Genomic DNA, 16,016 nt, shown 5'->3' on the forward strand with positions numbered 1-16,016 from the left:
ATGAGGCCAGACGGCCGTCAGCGCACGCGAGTCGTCGTTGCGATCAATCGCGCGCGGCGAAATAGATTGAAGAAGCGTTGCAAAGGTGTGACCTCGCGCCGCTCGCAAGCGAGGTCGATGCGCAATCGCGCGTGACGAGGCAGGGTGAATACCGATGCGTGCGCATGCATCTTGTCCGTGTCAGGCACGGGAGCAATACGCGAGCCGGACCAACTGTCGATAGCCGATCGGGATATTGGCCGGCGTCGTCGATACGCCGAAGAAGGAAGACAGGTGGGTAATGTCAACGTTCGGGACAACCGCCACGCGCGCGGCCGCCCGAACGTGCTTGTCTACGCTCCACTACAACCCATACCCACCAGAAACATTCAACTGCTGCCCCGTAACATAATCCGCCCTGTCCGACGCCAGAAACACCGCCGCCCGCCCCACGTCGTGCGCCTTCCCCCAGCGCTTGAGCGCGAGCATCTTCTGCGTCTCGTCGATCCACGCCTGGTCGAACTGCCCCTGTTCGAGCAGCACCGGAAACATCCCCGCTTCGATCACGCCGACCAGGATCGAATTCGCGCGAATGTTGTACCTGCCCTCCTCACGCGCGAGCCCCTTGACCAGCGCCTCGTTCGCCGCCTTCGGCGCGACCGACAGCCCGTCGCGATCGGGCCAGCGCAGATGCCCGGCCGAACCGAGCGTCACGAATGATCCGCCGCCCGAAGCACGGAAATGCGGCAGCGCGGCTTTCGCCGCCACGAAGAAACCGATCGTCTCGACCTCGATCGCGCGGCGCCAGTCGTCGTGCGTCATGTCGCCGATGTGGCGCTGGTTCACGAACGGCCCGGCCGCCCAGACAACCGTGTGCACGCGGCCATGCGCGTCGATCGCGGCCGCGAGCGCGGCGTCGACCTGCGCCGGATCGGTCACGTCCACGCAGTGCGTGGTGGCCTCAACGCCTTCGCCACGAATGTCGCGCGCGACGCGTTCGGCCACGTCGGCCTTGCTGCGGTAGCCCACCGCGACCGGCACACCGGCGCGCGCGAACTCGAGCGCGACGCCCTGCCCGATCCCGCCGCTGCCGCCGAACACCAGTACCGCACCCTGCGGAAACCCGTTGTCGTTCATGCGTTCATCCCGTTCGTATGTGGCAGCGCCGATCAGGCCGCCGCTTCGGTCGCCGCGCGCAGCCGGTACTTCAGCACCTTGCCCGCCGCGCTCGTCGGCAGTTGCTCGACGAACGTGAAAAACCGCGGCACCTTGTAGTTCGCCATGTTGCGGCGCGCCCAGTCGTTCAGTTCGTCGGCGTCGGTATGCGCGCCCGGACGCAGCACGACATACGCGTGCCCGACCTCGCCCAGCCGCGTATCGGGCACGCCGACCAGCGCGACCTGCGCGATCGCCGGATGCGCGGCGAGCAGCCGCTCGATCTCCGCCGGATAGCAGTTGAAGCCGCCGACGATGAACATGTCCTTGATGCGATCGGTGATCTTCAGGTTGCCGTTCGCATCGACGCAGCCGAGATCGCCGGTATGCAGCCAGCCTTCCGCATCGACGGTCTCGCGCGTCGCGTCCGGCTGGTTGAAATAGCCGCACATCACGTTGTAGCCGCGCACCCAGATCTCGCCGGTCTCGTCCGGCCCGAGCGGCGCGCCGCCCGGCCCCGCGATGCGCAGCTCGACATCCGGCATCGGCCGGCCCGACGTATAAGCGACGGTCTCCGCGTCGTCGCCGTGACGGCATAGCGTCGCGAAGCCGCACGATTCGGTCAGCCCGTAGCCGGTCAGCACCGTTTCGAAGCCGAGCTCCGCGCGCATCCGCTCGATCAGGCTCGGCGCGATCGCCGCCGCGCCCGTCACCGCGATCCGCAGCGACGACAGGTCGCGCGTCGCGCGATCGGGCGCATCGAGCAACGCGTAGTACAACGTCGGCGGGCCAGGCAGCACCGACACGCGGTCGTCGGCGACGCGCCGCAGCACGTCGGCCGGCTGGAACACGAGATGCGGCAGCACGGTCGCGCCGCTCGACAGCGCGGCGAGCCAGCCGGCCTTGTAGCCGAACGTGTGGAAGAACGGATTGACGATCAGGTAACGATCGTCGTGGCGCACACCCGCGATCGCCGCCCACGCCTGCGCGGCGCGCAGGTTCTGGCCGTGCGCGGTCATCACGCCCTTCGGGCGGCCCGTCGTGCCGGACGTGAACATCAGGTCCATCACGGTGTCCGGCGTCACCCGCGCCTCGCGTTCGCGCACCGCGGAAAGCGGCACCGCCGCGCCGCGCGCGAGAAACGCGTTCCAGGTCTCGTCGCGCGCGCCTCGCGGCGCATCGCCGTCGAACACGACGACACGCTCGAGCGTCGCGGGCCGGTGTGGCGCGAGCATCTCCGGATAGGATTCGCCGAGGAAGGTGCCGCAGCAGAACAGCAGCCTTGCGCCGCCGTCGTGCAGGATGCCGCCGACCTCCATCCCCTTCATCCGCGTATTGACCGGCACGAGGATCGCGCCGACGGTGTGGATCGCGAGCGCCGCGACGATCCATTGCGGCAGGTTCGGCGCCCAGACCGCGATGCGATCGCCGGTCTCGATACCGCTTGCCAGCAGCGCGCGCGCCGCATCGAGGCGCGCCGCGTCGAGTTCCGCGTAGGTCAGCCGGCCATGCTCCGACTCGATCGCCGGATGCGCGCCGTGGCGCGCGGCAGCCCGCGCGATCAGCGCGGGCGTGGTCAGGATTTCATTGTCCATCGTCATAGGCATCAGGGTTGCCGTGCGCGCCGCCGGCGCGGCACGGCTCAATCGGGAAACACCACGCGCAGCGCATCGCTCGCCGGCCGCGCGCAACAGGCGAGCGTCCAGCCGGCCGCGATCTCGTCTTCATCGAGCACGTGGTTGCTGTCGAGCGCGACCTCGCCGCGCTCGATCCGGCACATGCACGCGCCGCATTGCCCCATCCGGCAGGAATTCGGCGCCGGCACGCCTGCGCGCAACATCGCGTCGAGCAGCGTTTCGCCGGGCGCGCTGTCGAACGCGAACGCGTCGCCGTCGAGCACCGTCTCGATCGCCGCCCCGTCGCCGGACGCCGCCGTTGCCGCGGCCGACGCCGCGGTATCGGCCTGCGCCGGCGCATCGGGCAGCGACGCGAACCGCTCGACATGCACGCGCGCACGCGGCAGCCCGAGGCCGAGCATCGCGGCCAGCGCGTTCTCCATGAACAGCGCGGGCCCGCAGATGAACGTCTCCTGCTGGCTGAACGGCCGCGCGAGCTCCTCGAGATGGCGCTGCTGCGGGATGCCCTGCACGCTGTCGAGCCAATGGATCACGCGCACGCGGCCCGGATGGCGCTGCGCGAGCTGCTGCAGCTCGTCGCGGAAAATCACCGAGCGCTCGTCGCGGTTTGCATAGATCAGCGTCAACATCCCGCGCCCGTGCACGAGCGCCGATTTGAGGATCGACAGCACGGGTGTGACGCCGCTGCCGCCCGCGAACAGCAGCAGGTCGCCGTCGAGCGTGCGCGGCGTGAACACGCCGGCCGGCGGCAGCACGTCGAGCGTGTCGCCCGCCTGCACGCGGTCGCACAGCCAGTTCGATGCGCGGCCGTCGCGCACGCGCTTGACGGTGATCTTCGGCGCGGCGTCGATGCCGGGCGCGCTCGACAGCGAATAACAGCGCGCGACGGTCGCATCCGCGCACGGCACGTTCAGCGTCAGGAACTGCCCGGGCCGGTACGCGAATGCGTCGCGCAGCGCGGCCGGTACGTCGAACACGAACGAGCACGCGTCGTCGCTTTCGGAAATCACTTCGGCAACGGTCAGCCGGTGGAAGCGCGAATCGCTCATCGCCGGCTCCTCACGCTGTGCCGGCGGGATGGCGAGCACGTTCGCCGTGGCCGGCTTCGCGACCGGCAACGACCAGCGCCGCGTTCGACGCAAGCGCCGGCGCGACGTACGCGAACGCGTTCAGCACATGCGATGCCGCACCGCCGAGCATGCGCACGATCTCGCGCGCGGCCGATGCGCCGGCATCGCGCCGGGCCTCGTCAACGTTCGCGGTGATGCCGTTCAGTCTGCGTGTCATGGTTCGTCTCTTGCGGATGCTGTAAAACCCGTGCGGCCGTCACGCGGCCACGCGGTTCGCGGGTGCGCCGGGTGTCGTGTAGGCGCCGTCGAGATAGACGAGCGGATCGACGTCGCCGCTCATCAGCACCTCGCGGATGCGCCCGATGAACACCGTATGCGTGCCGTATTCGAAGCGGCCGTCCTGCTCGCACACGAAGCTCGCCTGCGAATCGCGCAGGTACGGAACGCCGTCCCGGGACGTGTGCCAGTCGCCGGTCGTGAAGCGCGCTTCGCCCTTCAGGCGGCCGCTGCAGTCGATCGCGATGCCTTCGTGGCGCGCCGACAGCACGTTCACGCAGAACGGCGCACCTGCATCGAGCGGCGGATACAGCGACGCGGTGCGGTTAATGCAGATCAGCAGCGACGGCGGATCGGTCGACAGCGAATCGACCGCCGTCGCGGACATCGAGTAGCGCCGGCCGTCGTGCGCGCTGCTGATGACCGTGACGGAGCGCGCGAGGCGGCGCATCGCGAGCAGCATGTCGGTGCGCAGCGGGTGGGTGGTGAGATCGCTCATGATCGGACTCCGTCTAGTTCAGTCGTGGATGGCCGGGCTGGCCGGCCGCCGGCGTCGGCCGCCTGCGCGGCCAGGTGGTCGGCGGCGATGAAACCGAAGGTCATCGCCGGGCCGAGCGTCGAGCCCGCGCCGGGGTAGCTCGTGCCCATCATCGATGCGCTGGTGTTGCCGATTGCATAGAGGCCGTCGATCGGCGCGCCGTCGGCGCGCAGCACACGGGCCAGCGCGTCGGTGACGAGCCCGCCCTTCGTGCCGATGTCGCCCGCGTCGATCCGCACCGCGTAGAACGGCGCCTGGTCGACCGGCCCGAGGCATGGGTTCGGGGTGTTCCGCGGATCGCCGTAGTAGGTGTCGAACGCGTTGTCGCCCTTGCCGAACGCTTCGTCGATGCCGGTGACTGCGTAGCGCGCCATATCGCGCAGCGTGTCGTTCAGGCCGGCCGCGTCGACGCCGATTCGCGCGGCAAGCGCGTCGATCGTGTCGGCCTTCACGAGCACGTCGCGAAACGCTGCCGGAATCCGCGAGTCGGGCATCATCGACGCCGGCATGATCGGCCCGCACGGATACTTGCGGCGAAAACGCGCGTCGAACACCATCCACGCTGGCACGCTCACGCCGGTGCGCGCATGGTCGCGATACATCGCCGGCACGAATTCGGAATACGGCGCGGCCTCGTTGACGAAGCGCTTGCCGAGACGGTTGACGATCACGCAGCCCGGCAGGTTGCGTTCGACGAACAGCGCACGCTGCTTCTCCTCGCCGGCAACGCCGACCGTCGGCGCGCCCCACACGTGTTCCATCAGCGCCAGCGCGCCGCCGAGCCGGTGGCCTTCGGCGATCGCGTCGCCGGTGTTCGACGGCGGCGTCGCGCTCCACTGCGCCTGCGTCGGTTGCGGCAGGTAGCGCTCGCGCATCGGCTGGTTGCGCTCGAAACCGCCCGCACCGAGGATCACGCCGCGCCGCGCGGCGATCGTCACGGGCTGCCCGAAGCGCTGCGCGCGCACGCCGGTCACGCGGCCGTCCACGTCGAGCAGGTCGCGCATCGGCGTGTCGAGCCACACGGGCACGTTGCGGTCGAGCAGCGCGCGGCGCAGGCCGCCGATCAGCGCGTTGCCGAGCGTCAGGCGCCGGTCGCGCCGCGTGCGGCGGCGCATCCCGAGGTCGAGCCAGTAGCGGCCGAACTGCGCGATCGCGAGTTTCATGAAGCCGGGCCCGCGCGAGAACAGCGTGTGCGCTTCCTTCGACGTCACCGCGACGCGCCCGCCGATCAGCGTGCCGGGCGACGGCGGCCGCAGCCGGTCGAACTCGTCGCCGAGCAGCCCGCCGTCGAACGGCAGCGGATCGAGCGCGCGGTAACCCGGCATCGCACCCGGCACCTTCTGGAAATAGTCCGCGTACTTCGGCAATGACTGGTAACGCACGGGCGTCTTCGATTCCAGGTAGCGCAGCATCTGCGGCGCCTGGTCGAGATACGCGTCGAGCTTGTCGGGCGTCGACGCGCCGGCCACGCACGCTTCGATGTAGCGGCGCGCGGCCTCGCGCGTATCGGTCACGCCGAGCGCCGCGATATGGTGGTTGCACGGCACCCAGATGCCGCCGCCCGATACGGCCGACGTGCCGCCGTACAGCGCCGTCTTCTCGATCACGACGACGGACAGGCCGCGGTCGGCCGCGCGGCACGCGGCGAGCAGCGCGCCCGCGCCCGAACCGACGACCACCACGTCGAACACGTATTGCTGTGCTTGCGGGTCGCTCATCTCGGCCTCGTCAGATGAAGAAGTCGGTGTTCTCGCGGCCGAGCATCACGGCGCCGAGGTTCTGGCCGAAGCGGTCCACGTTGTTCGCGTAGTGCGCGCGGGCCGCGTGAAGGTCGAGGAAGCGGCGCACCAGCGGATTGCGGTGATAGATGCCGTTGCCGCCCGCGTAGCGCAGCAGCGCGTTCGCGGCCTGCGCGCAGCGCTCTGCGACCTGCGCGGACTGGTAGCGGAAATGCACGCGGCGCTCGATCGACACGGCCGGGCCGCCGGTGACCGATGCCATCAGTTCGGCGAAATTGCGTTTGAGCAGCACCTTCATTTCATCGATCGCGACGGCCGCGTTCGCGCACGCGTTCTGCGCGCCCGGATCGTCGGTCGTCTTCGCGCCGCTGTTCGCGGACACCCGCGTCGCCGCATAACCGGTGAAATCGTCGAGCGCGCCCTGCAGCGCGCCGATGCACGACGTGCACACCGCGCGCACGAAGATCTGCGCGAACGGCAGCTTGAACAGCGGCGCATCGTTCACCGCGAGGCCGGGGCTGGTGCCCATCATCCCGTCGATCGCCTTGTGCGTGCGGTACGCAGGCACGAACACGTCGTCGACGACGATGTCGTGGCTGCCGGTCGCGCGCAGGCCGAGCACGTCCCAGTCCTGCTGGATCCGGTAGTCGGATTTCGGCAGCAGGAAGGTCCGGTATTCGGGCGGCTGGCCGGCAACGGCCGCCGGCACCAGCGCGCCGAGGAACACCCATTCGCACAGTTCGCTGCCGCTCGAGAACTTCCAGTGGCCCGACAGGCGGAAACCGCCGTCGACCGGCGTCACGCGGCCGACCGGCATGTAGGTCGACGCGATCAGCGTTGCCGGTTCGTTGCCCCATACATCCTGCTGCGCGCGCTCGTCGAACAGCGCGAGCTGCCAGTTGTGCACGCCGACGACGCCGTACACCCACGCAGTCGACATGCAGCCGCGCGCGAGCGCCATCTGGATGTCGAAGAAGGTCTGCGGATCGAGCTCGTAGCCGCCGTAGCGCTTCGGCTGCAGCACCTTGAAGAAGCCGGCGGCCTGCATGTCGGCGATCGTCTCGGCCGGGATGCGTCCCTGCGCTTCCGCCTGCGCGGCACGGCCGGCCAGCGTCGGGGCAAGCGCCTCGGCCCGGGCAATCAGCGTGGCGGCCAGTGCGTTCGTATCGTTGTCGCGATGCACGAATGTCTCCTGTGGAACGGAGCGTGCGCCGCGGCGCCTGCTCCGGTCTCTCTCAAAGTTGTTCGTCGCGGCCCGCGCCGCGAGCGATGGGTCCTGCCGCCGATGCTCGGCGTCGCGCGCCCGCGCCGCATCGTCCGAAGGGACGACGGGCGCGGCGCGGCCGGCCTTACGCGCAGGCCCGTTCCTTTTCCTTGTTGAAGAACGGGATCACGTGCTCGCCGATGTTGCGGATCGTCTCCAGCTGCGCTTCATGCGGCACCGTGCCCATCTGGCACAGGAACAGCACTTCGTCGACGCCCGCTTCCTGCAGGCGGCCGACGTAGCCGATGCAGTCGTCCACCGTGCCGTACGCGTGGTTCGGGTTCATCATCGCGAGCGCCGGGTCGGCGAAGTTCACGACGACTTCCTCCGACGCGAAGCGCGAGCGGATCACCATCTCGCCGGTGTCGGCCTGCACGAGGTCGTCGCCCCACTTCGCCGGGTCCGGCCGCTCGCCGCCCGTGTACCAGTACGCGAGCGATTCCATGAAATAACGCTGGCCGCGGATACCGATCTTGCGGGCCGCCTGGCCGTCGGCCATCACGACCGTCGGGCACAGCGCCGCGAGGTGCTGGGTCGGGCGGAAGCCGACCTGGTCTTCCGGCTTGCGGTTCGCCCACGCTTCGCGGTACACCGCGTTTTTCTTCGCGACTTCGTCCGGGCCGCCGAAACCGAGCACCAGCGCGCCCATCCCGCGCTGGCCGGCGCGCAGCAGCGCGTCGGTGTTCGTGCACGCGAGATACATCGGCGGGTGCGGATCCTGGAACGGCTTCGGGTGGATCGGGCGCTTCGGGATCTTGATGTACTTGCCGTCGTGCTCGATCTCGTCCTGCACGAACATCTTCGGCACCAGGTACATCGACTCGTCGATCATCGGCTGCAGTTCGTTGAGGTCGTAGCCGAACGCGCCCGCTTCCTGCTGGCTGCCGCCCTTGCCGACGCCGAAGTGCACGCGGCCGCCCGACAGGATGTCGAGCAGCGCGACGCGCTCGGCGACCTTGATCGGGTGATTCATCGCCGGCGGCAGGCACACGACGCCGTGGCCGAGGCCGATGCGCGTCGTGCGCCCGGCCAGGTACGCAAGGAAGGTTTCCGGCGCGCTCATGTGCGCATAGTTGGTCAGCGACGTGTGCTCCACGCACCAGATCGTGTCGAAGCCGACCTGCTCGGCGAGCAGCGCCTGTTCGACCGTCTCCTTGAACACCCGGTGGTCGCCCTCGCGCGATGCGTCGGTGGTCTGGGCTTCGTAGATGAGGGAAAACTTCATTGCGTGCGTCTCCATGTTTGTTGGACGAGTCGGGGTCGTGCGGCCCGCCCGCACGATACGGACCAATAGCGACGGTCCACGAATGGGAGTGTCGGCGCGCGGGCGGGCGCGGGCATCGTCTGTTTGGAGTAACGGCATGCCTGCGGGGACAGAGGGGTTTCACGGTCATCCGATCGGACTGCGTGAGCGCGCGAACGGCGCGCTAGCATCGAGCGGCGGCGCATTGCACGCCGCCCACATCAAGACAAGGGAGATCCGGGATGAAGGTATCGATGCTGCTGTATCCGGTCGACGACATCGACACGGCGTTGCCGCTGTTCGTCGACGGGCTGGGCCTGAGCGTGAAGTTCCGCGACGGCGACCGCTATTGCGCGCTCGACGGCGGCCCGCTGACGATCGCGCTGGTGGCCGGCGACGAGCAGATCGTCGAGCGTGCGGCGCTCACGCTGCGGGTCGACGAGGACGACGATCTGTATGCGGCGATGGCGCGGGTCGTGAAGGCCGGCGCATCGGTGCGCGTGCCCGTGCAGGCCGGGCCGCACGAATTCCGCGCGGTGCTGGAGGACAAGAACGGCGCGCTGCTGGTGATTTCGCAGAAACGGTCGGCATGACGATGCGCGGCGCGGGCACCGGATGCGCGCCAATCACGCGTGGCAGGTGCGGCAGGCGCGCTACGCGTCCGCGCCCGGCGCGCGCAGGTCGCTGGTTTCCAGCAGCTCGAGCAGCGTGCCGGCCGGCTGGCTGAGCCGCTTCGCGGCCAGCGCGATGAATTCGACGTCGGGCAGCACCGGCAGCCCGTCGCCGTTCACGGGCGGCGCCAGGCCGCGCGCCGACAGATACTGCGAGGTCGCGGTGAGCCCCAGCCCGGCACGGGCGGCGGCGATGCAGCCCGGCTGGCTGCTGCTCGAACACACGACTTCCCAGCCGATCCCCTTTTCCGCGAGCGCATTCAGCACGACCGCGCGCGTGACGCTCGGCTCGGCGACCAGCACGAGCGGCAGCGGCCGCTCCAGATCGACGACGGTGCCGGGCCGCGCGACCCATTCGAGCCGCGCGCGCAACAGCGGCGTGCCGCGCCGCTCGCCGAGCCGCCGCTTGCCGACCATCAGGTCGAGCGCGCCCGCGTCCATCAGTTCGTAGAGCCGGCTCGTCATGCCGGTCGTGATCTCCAGCGCGACGTCGGGGTGCGCGGCGCGGAACGCCGCGAGCACGTCCGGCAGCGCGACGAGCGCGAGATCGTCCGACGCGCCGAGCCGCACGCGCCCCTGCAGCCGCGGCTTGCGGAACTGCGATTCCGCGCGGTTCAGTGCCTGCAGGATCACGTTCGCATGCACGAGCAGCGCCTCGCCGTCGGCCGTCATCGCGATCGAATGCGTATCGCGCACGAACAGCCGCCGGCCGACGCTCTCTTCGAGGCGACGGATGTGTTCACTGACGCTCGACTGGTTGAGCCCGAGCTGCCGGCCCGCTTCGGTGAAGCTGCGGCAGTTCGTGACGGTCGCGAACGTCTTGAGCCAGACGGGATTGAGCATTCCGCATTGTCATCGGCATAAACGATGACAGTCAATGTCTTCAGGCAGCTTCCCGATGACCATCGGAATCGGTACCATCGAGCGCTTGAAGACCGGCAGGCGCCGCGCGACCGCGCAGCGGCGCCGCCCGCGCCGGGCTTTCGCACCACCGATTTCGCCATGTCCCGGGAACCCACTCACTCCGTGCTGCTCTGGATCGTCGCCGCTGCGTTCTTCATGCAGTCGCTCGACACGACGATCGTCAACACCGCGCTGCCTTCGATCGCGCAAAGCCTGCACGCGTCGCCGCTTGCGATGCAGCCGGTCGTGGTCGCCTACACGCTGATGATGGCGATGCTCACGCCGGCGTCCGGCTGGCTCGCCGACCGGTTCGGCACGCGCCGCGTGTTCTCGGTCGCGATCCTCGTGTTCGTGCTCGCGTCGATCGGCTGCGCGGCGTCCCATACGCTCGGCCAGCTCGTCGTCGCGCGCGCCGTCCAAGGCATCGGCGGCTCGATGCTGCTGCCGATCGGGCGGCTCGCCGTGCTGCGCCGCGTGCCGGGCGAACAGTACGTCGCGGCGATCGCGTTCGTGTCGATCGCCGGCCAGCTCGGCCCGATCGTCGGGCCGACGCTGGGCGGCTGGCTCACGCAGGCGATTTCATGGCACTGGGTGTTCATCGTCAACGTGCCGGTCGGCGTGGTCGGCTACGTCGCCGTGCAGCGCTACCTGCCGCACGACCAGGCCAAGCAGCCGCCGCCGTTCGACTTCGTCGGCTGCGCGCTGCTGTCGGTCGCGATGATCGCGCTGTCGCTCGCGATCGACCCGCCGATGTCCGCGCACCGCGCCGCCTGGGCGGCCGGGCTCGCCGTGCTCGGGCTGGCGAGCGCGCTGGCGTACCTGCCGCACGCGCGGCGGCGCGCGCAGCCGCTGTTCCGGCTCGGGCTGTTCCGCGAGCCGAACTTCGGTTCGGGGCTGCTCGGCAACCTGCTGTGCCGGATCGGCACGAGTTCGGTGCCGTTCATGTTGCCGCTGCTGATGCAGGTGCAGCTCGGCTATACGCCGCTGCAATCGGGGCTGATGATGCTGCCGGCCGCGATCGCGGGCGTCATCGCGAAACGCTGGATCGCGCCGCTCGTGAAGCGCTTCGGCTACGCGACGTTTCTCGTCGTGAATACGGGGATCGTCGGTTGCGCGATCGCGGGGTTCGCACTGGTGTCGGCGCGGCCCGCGCCGGTGCTGGAGATCGTGCTGCTGATCGTGTTCGGCACCGCGAACTCGATGCAGTTCGCGGCGATGAACGGTGTGACGCTCAAGGGGTTGTCCCATGCCGACGCCGGCAGCGGCAACAGCCTGTTCACGATGATGCAGATGCTGGCGATGGGGCTCGGCGTGTCGATCGGCGGCGGCCTCGTCAACCTGTTCGCCGCCTATTGGGGCTCGATGGCACACGGGTTCATGCTGTCGTTCGCGTGCATGGGCGTGGTCACGCTGCTGTCGTCCGTCGTGTTCCGGCGGATCGATACGGCCGCGCCGCCGCGTGCGGTGGCGTCGCGGCCGTCCGTGTGAGCGCGGCCGTCAGTTCGCCTGGCGGCGCTCGACGACACGCTTGAGCACCCAGCGGATCGACGAGCCGTCGGCCGGCGGCTGCGCGACGTGGTACTCGTCGATTTCGAGCGTGTACAGGTAACCGGGCTGGTACGCGAAGCCTTCGATGCCCGCGTACCACAGGCTCCACGGCTCGCTCGGGCTGCTGCGCACCTGCAGGCATTCCATCGGCGCGACGCCCATGCAGCGCGCGGATTGCGGTGCGACATAGACGGTCTTGGTCACCGGCCGGCCATCGGCCGGGCGGGCCGCGTTCGGGGCCGTGACGGCCGCGTCGGTCTGGCACCCGGCGAGGAGCGTGCTGCCGGCAATGACGGCGGCGCCGAGCAGCGTTCTGGATTGGCGAATCATCTGATGTTCCTCTGGGAGCGTTAGAGGGCCGATTAGACGGCCCGCGCGTCGAGAAAGTTCACAAATAGCTTACAGAAGCGAATCACCCCCCTCATTCGTGCGATGTGGCGCGCACGCCGACACGTTACCGTGTTCCGGTTCAGCCGCGCGCCTCGCCGCCGGCGGTCCGCACGTGCACGCCGGGCGCCTTGCGACCGGGCGGCCGCAACAGGAGACAACCCGAATGACCACGGCGCCCGCGGCCCTTCCGCCGCACCTTGCCCAATCGAAACTGACGCTCGAGCAATTCGACGCGCTGCTCACGAGAATCTACGAGGGCCCGCTGGAAGACGTGCCGTGGGGCGGCGCGCTGGAGCAGATCCGCGCGCACCTGCATGCGAACTACGTGACGATGATCCTGCGCTGGCCCGCCAGCGGCCATGCGGGGCTGATGATCAATGCGTCCGACCACAGTGCGCCGCTGCCGGGCGTCGCGTCGTACAACAACTACTATTACGCGCTCGATCCGTTCGTGAACCTGCCGACCGATCGCGTCGTCACCGTCGACGAGTTGCTCGGCGTCGGCGTGTGGCGCAACAGCGCGATGTATGCCGAATTCCTGAAACCGCTCGACGTCGGTTATCTGATGGGCGCCGACCTGCGCACGCATGACGGCGTCGAATGCCGTTTCCGCGTGTGCCGTTCGCATCGCGGCGCCGCGTTCTCCGCGACCGACAAGGCCGCCTGCAACGCGCTGCTGCCGCATCTGAAGCGCGCGGTGCGGCTGCACGCGAAGTTCGGGATGGTCGAATCCGAGCGCACGCTGTACGCGAGCACGATCGACCGCATGCTCGTCGGCACCGCGATTCTCGACGAGCGCGGCGCAATCATGAAGACCAATTCCGTCGCGGACGAGATCTTCGCCGAATGCGACGGCCTGCGCGTGCGCGGCGGCGCGCTCGAAGCGTCGTATCCGCTGGAGGATCGCAAGCTGCAGAAGCTGATCCGCCAGGTGCTCGCGGAACGCGCGGGCGGCGTGCCGTCGGTCGTGCAGGCGATCGCGGTGCCGCGCCCGTCAGGCAAGCCGCGGCTCGGCGTGCTGATCCGCGCGGTGCCGTTGAGCGAATGGTCGGAGGACAATCCGCGCCGGCCGGCGTGCGCGGTGTTCATCCGCGATGCCGAACGCAAGTCGCAGGCGTCGCACGACATCGTGCGCAAGCTGTTCGACCTCACACCGGCCGAAACCGCGCTGGCGCTCGCGCTCGTCAACGGGCAGACGCTCGAGGAAGCGGCCGACGAACTCGCGATCAGCAAGAACACCGCGCGCTCGCATTTGCGCGCGATTTTTTCGAAGACGGGGGTGACGCGGCAGGCGACGCTCGTGCGGACGTTGTTGAACAGCGTGCTGTCGCTGGGGTGACGCGTTCGCGCCGAGCGATACGTGCGTCGCGCGGTCATGCTGCCGGTCTGGCTAGCGTCGTCGACGGCCGATTCACCGCGTGGCTATCGTGTACCATCGGCGCTTCCCGATACGCTTCGTCGCGCTGCGTTCGTCCGCTTGGCCACGCCCGCGCGGCATGCACTGCGCTCCCCTCCGCATGACCCCACCCGTTCCGTCCGACGCCGCGTTGCGCCCGCTGCCGATCGATACGCTGACCGTGCCGGCCGCGCTCGACGGACGCGCGGGCACCAACCGTTCGAGCAGCGCGCATCCGCAGATCGCCGCGACCAACGATCTCGATGCCGTGCGCGCATGGCTCGCGCGCTTCGTCGATACGCCGACCACGTTCCAGAACTACCGCAAGGAAGCCGAGCGCCTGCTGCTGTGGGCCGTGATCGCGTGCGGCAAGCCGCTGTCGTCGCTCACGCACGAGGATCTCGTCGTCTACAGGCAGTTCCTGCTCGCGCCCGCGCCGGCCGACTTGTGGTGCGCGAACGGCGGCCGCAAGCATCCGCGCGACGATCCGCGCTGGCGGCCATTCTACGGGCCGCTGTCGGCGGCCAGCCAGCGGCAGGCGCTGGTGATCCTCAACGTGATGTTCTCGTGGCTCGTGCAGGCCGGTTATCTCGCCGGCAATCCGCTCGCGTTGTCGCGGCAGCGGCAACGCCGGCCCGCGCCGCGCGTCACGCGCCATCTCGGGCAACCGCTGTGGCAGTCGGTCAAGGACGCGATCGCCGCGATGCCGCGCGACGACGCGCGTGCATGCTTCCATGCCGATCGCGCGCGCTGGCTGTTCACGCTGCTGTATCTCGGCGGGCTGCGCATCACCGAAGCGGCCGACACGACGATGGGCCAGTTCTTCTGCCGGCGCGACGCGAACGGGCACGACCGCTGGTGGCTCGATGTGACGGGCAAAGGCGGCCGGCAGCGGCTCGTGCCGGCCACCGACGAGATGATGGCCGAGCTGTCGCGCTACCGGCGCGCGCACGGCCTGCCCGCGCTGCCGTCCGACGGCGAGCCCACGCCGCTCGTGCTGCCGGTCGGCCAGGCACGCAAACCGCTCACGCGTGCGGCGCTGCACCGGATCGTCAAGCAGGTGTTCCGGCACGCGGCCGACCGGCTGCGCACGAACGGCGCGGCCGGTGACGAACAGGCGCGCGTGCTCGAACAGGCGTCCGCGCACTGGCTGCGCCACAGTGCGGGCTCGCACATGGCCGATGGCCGCGTCGACCTGCGGCTCGTGCGTGACAACCTCGGCCACGCATCGCTCACGACGACGAGCCAGTATTTGCACGCGGACGACGACTGGCGCCATCGCGAGACGGAGGAGAAGCACCGGATCGGGTGGTAGGTAGCAGACGCTCCGCGTGCTGCGCGCGAGTGCGGGCCGCCGATGTCGATGTCGATGTCGACGCCGGCCCGTGTTTCGTCCCGGTGCTCAGTGAACGAGTTCGAGGCCGCCGAGGCCGCCGTTGCTGCGGCACTTCGCGCGATCGCTTTCCACCGGCACGTCGATCTGGCCGCACAACGCGTCGATGCGCTTGCGGTAACTATCGATCAGGCACTGCGTCGTCGTGCAGCGGTTGCGCGCCTTCAGCCACACCTTCTGGCTCGCGACGAACTGGTGATATTCAGGCGGATCCTCGACCGGATAATTGGCGAAGTCGTCCACGACGTGCTTGTAATCCGCGTTGAGCGCATCGTCGAGACGCGACAACGCCGGATTGCCGCAGATTTCGCGCTCCACGAACGTGGACGCCTTCGCGCAGTCGAACGACGCGGCCTGCGCGCCGGTCATGCCGGCCGCGACGGCCAGTGCAACGAGCCATGCCTTCATGTGGGTGCCGTAGAAAAAACGGCGGCCGCGCATCGGCTCGCCGTGACGGACGAACGGGAACGCTCGCCGCCGGAATCCGGAAGCTTAGGCCAATGCGCATCGCGGTTCAATACGCGGCCCAGCTTCCCGGCACCCGCGCCGCGCGGCACGCGGCACGTCATGCCCGATCAGTACACGGCCACCCAATGCCCGGGCACCCATGCCCAGTGATTGCCGGCCCAGCGGTAATGCCCCTTTGCCCACCGATAACCGGGTGCCGGCGGTGGCGGCGGCACCTCGGCGACGGGCGCGGGCTGCGGCGGCCGCACGGGTTCGACCACGCATGCGGACATCAGCGCGGTGCTCACGCTCACCAGCACGGCAAGCGAAACGGATCGGAACTTCATATTCGATTCTCCCTGTTGTG

General features: G+C 69.3%; 16 protein-coding genes. 4 read left to right on the forward strand and 12 right to left on the reverse strand.

The features are described 5' to 3' along the window. Nucleotides 1-342: 342 nt before the first annotated feature. The 8 genes from ACN22W_RS22880 to ACN22W_RS22915 form a co-directional block, all read right to left on the reverse strand. Entirely contained in the window at nt 343-1,116 is a 774-nt protein-coding gene (locus tag ACN22W_RS22880) for an SDR family NAD(P)-dependent oxidoreductase (RefSeq protein ID WP_129515029.1), read from the reverse strand. 32 nt (nt 1,117-1,148) lie between these two features. Next, a complete protein-coding gene (locus ACN22W_RS22885) occupies nt 1,149-2,735 on the reverse strand; it encodes a FadD3 family acyl-CoA ligase (RefSeq protein ID WP_419689819.1) in 1,587 nt (528 codons plus the stop codon). 41 nt (nt 2,736-2,776) lie between these two features. After that, entirely contained in the window at nt 2,777-3,820 is a 1,044-nt protein-coding gene (locus tag ACN22W_RS22890) for a 2Fe-2S iron-sulfur cluster-binding protein (protein WP_419689512.1), read from the reverse strand. Nucleotides 3,821-3,830: 10 nt separating this feature from the next. Continuing rightward, the gene (locus ACN22W_RS22895; RefSeq protein WP_419689513.1) at nt 3,831-4,058 is read right to left on the reverse strand and encodes a hypothetical protein; all 228 of its coding nucleotides are present in this window, start codon (nt 4,056-4,058) and stop codon (nt 3,831-3,833) included. 39 nt (nt 4,059-4,097) lie between these two features. Next, nucleotides 4,098-4,616, reverse strand: coding sequence for a flavin reductase family protein (locus ACN22W_RS22900; protein WP_129515032.1), 519 nt, complete (start codon nt 4,614-4,616; stop codon nt 4,098-4,100). Continuing rightward, complete coding sequence (locus ACN22W_RS22905; protein WP_419689514.1) at nt 4,613-6,373, reverse strand: FAD-dependent oxidoreductase; 1,761 nt, start codon at nt 6,371-6,373, stop codon at nt 4,613-4,615. Before ACN22W_RS22905 ends, ACN22W_RS22900 begins: the two co-directional genes overlap by 4 nt. 10 nt (nt 6,374-6,383) lie before the next feature. Next, nucleotides 6,384-7,577: an acyl-CoA dehydrogenase family protein gene (locus ACN22W_RS22910; RefSeq protein ID WP_419689515.1), complete on the reverse strand. Its 1,194-nt coding sequence runs from the start codon at nt 7,575-7,577 to the stop codon at nt 6,384-6,386. A gap of 166 nt (nt 7,578-7,743) precedes the next feature. Continuing rightward, nucleotides 7,744-8,883, reverse strand: coding sequence for an LLM class flavin-dependent oxidoreductase (locus tag ACN22W_RS22915; protein WP_129515035.1), 1,140 nt, complete (start codon nt 8,881-8,883; stop codon nt 7,744-7,746). 260 nt (nt 8,884-9,143) lie between these two features. Between ACN22W_RS22915 and ACN22W_RS22920 the strand changes: the two genes are divergently transcribed. Beyond that, nucleotides 9,144-9,494 carry a VOC family protein gene (locus tag ACN22W_RS22920; protein ID WP_129515036.1) on the forward strand — a complete coding sequence of 117 codons (351 nt, stop codon included), beginning with the start codon at nt 9,144-9,146 and terminating at the stop codon, nt 9,492-9,494. Nucleotides 9,495-9,554: 60 nt separating this feature from the next. On the opposite strand, the gene ACN22W_RS22925 is transcribed toward ACN22W_RS22920, so the two are convergent. Then, nucleotides 9,555-10,415: a LysR family transcriptional regulator gene (locus ACN22W_RS22925; RefSeq protein ID WP_129515037.1), complete on the reverse strand. Its 861-nt coding sequence runs from the start codon at nt 10,413-10,415 to the stop codon at nt 9,555-9,557. A gap of 159 nt (nt 10,416-10,574) precedes the next feature. On the opposite strand from ACN22W_RS22925, the gene ACN22W_RS22930 reads away from it, so the two are divergent. Further along, nucleotides 10,575-11,963: a DHA2 family efflux MFS transporter permease subunit gene (locus ACN22W_RS22930; RefSeq protein ID WP_412024432.1), complete on the forward strand. Its 1,389-nt coding sequence runs from the start codon at nt 10,575-10,577 to the stop codon at nt 11,961-11,963. 9 nt (nt 11,964-11,972) lie between these two features. Here the strand turns inward: ACN22W_RS22930 and ACN22W_RS22935 are convergent, their stop codons facing one another. Beyond that, nucleotides 11,973-12,353: a DUF4377 domain-containing protein gene (locus ACN22W_RS22935; protein WP_419689516.1), complete on the reverse strand. Its 381-nt coding sequence runs from the start codon at nt 12,351-12,353 to the stop codon at nt 11,973-11,975. Between the two features lie 223 nt (nt 12,354-12,576). Here ACN22W_RS22935 and ACN22W_RS22940 point away from each other — a divergent pair, with 223 nt between their 5' ends. Both ACN22W_RS22940 and ACN22W_RS22945 read left to right on the forward strand, forming a co-directional pair. Then, a complete protein-coding gene (locus tag ACN22W_RS22940) occupies nt 12,577-13,752 on the forward strand; it encodes a helix-turn-helix transcriptional regulator (protein WP_193100404.1) in 1,176 nt (391 codons plus the stop codon). 157 nt (nt 13,753-13,909) lie between these two features. After that, a complete protein-coding gene (locus tag ACN22W_RS22945) occupies nt 13,910-15,124 on the forward strand; it encodes a tyrosine-type recombinase/integrase (RefSeq protein ID WP_419689517.1) in 1,215 nt (404 codons plus the stop codon). Nucleotides 15,125-15,211: 87 nt separating this feature from the next. Here ACN22W_RS22945 and ACN22W_RS22950 read toward each other — a convergent pair whose 3' ends face one another. Then, the gene (locus tag ACN22W_RS22950; protein WP_193100402.1) at nt 15,212-15,610 is read right to left on the reverse strand and encodes a lysozyme inhibitor LprI family protein; all 399 of its coding nucleotides are present in this window, start codon (nt 15,608-15,610) and stop codon (nt 15,212-15,214) included. Between the two features lie 167 nt (nt 15,611-15,777). Then, entirely contained in the window at nt 15,778-15,996 is a 219-nt protein-coding gene (locus ACN22W_RS22955) for a YXWGXW repeat-containing protein (protein WP_412024428.1), read from the reverse strand. Nucleotides 15,997-16,016: the final 20 nt, after the last annotated feature.

The sequence above is a fragment of the Burkholderia theae genome, from assembly GCF_048565265.1.
Lineage (GTDB): Bacteria > Pseudomonadota > Gammaproteobacteria > Burkholderiales > Burkholderiaceae > Burkholderia > Burkholderia theae.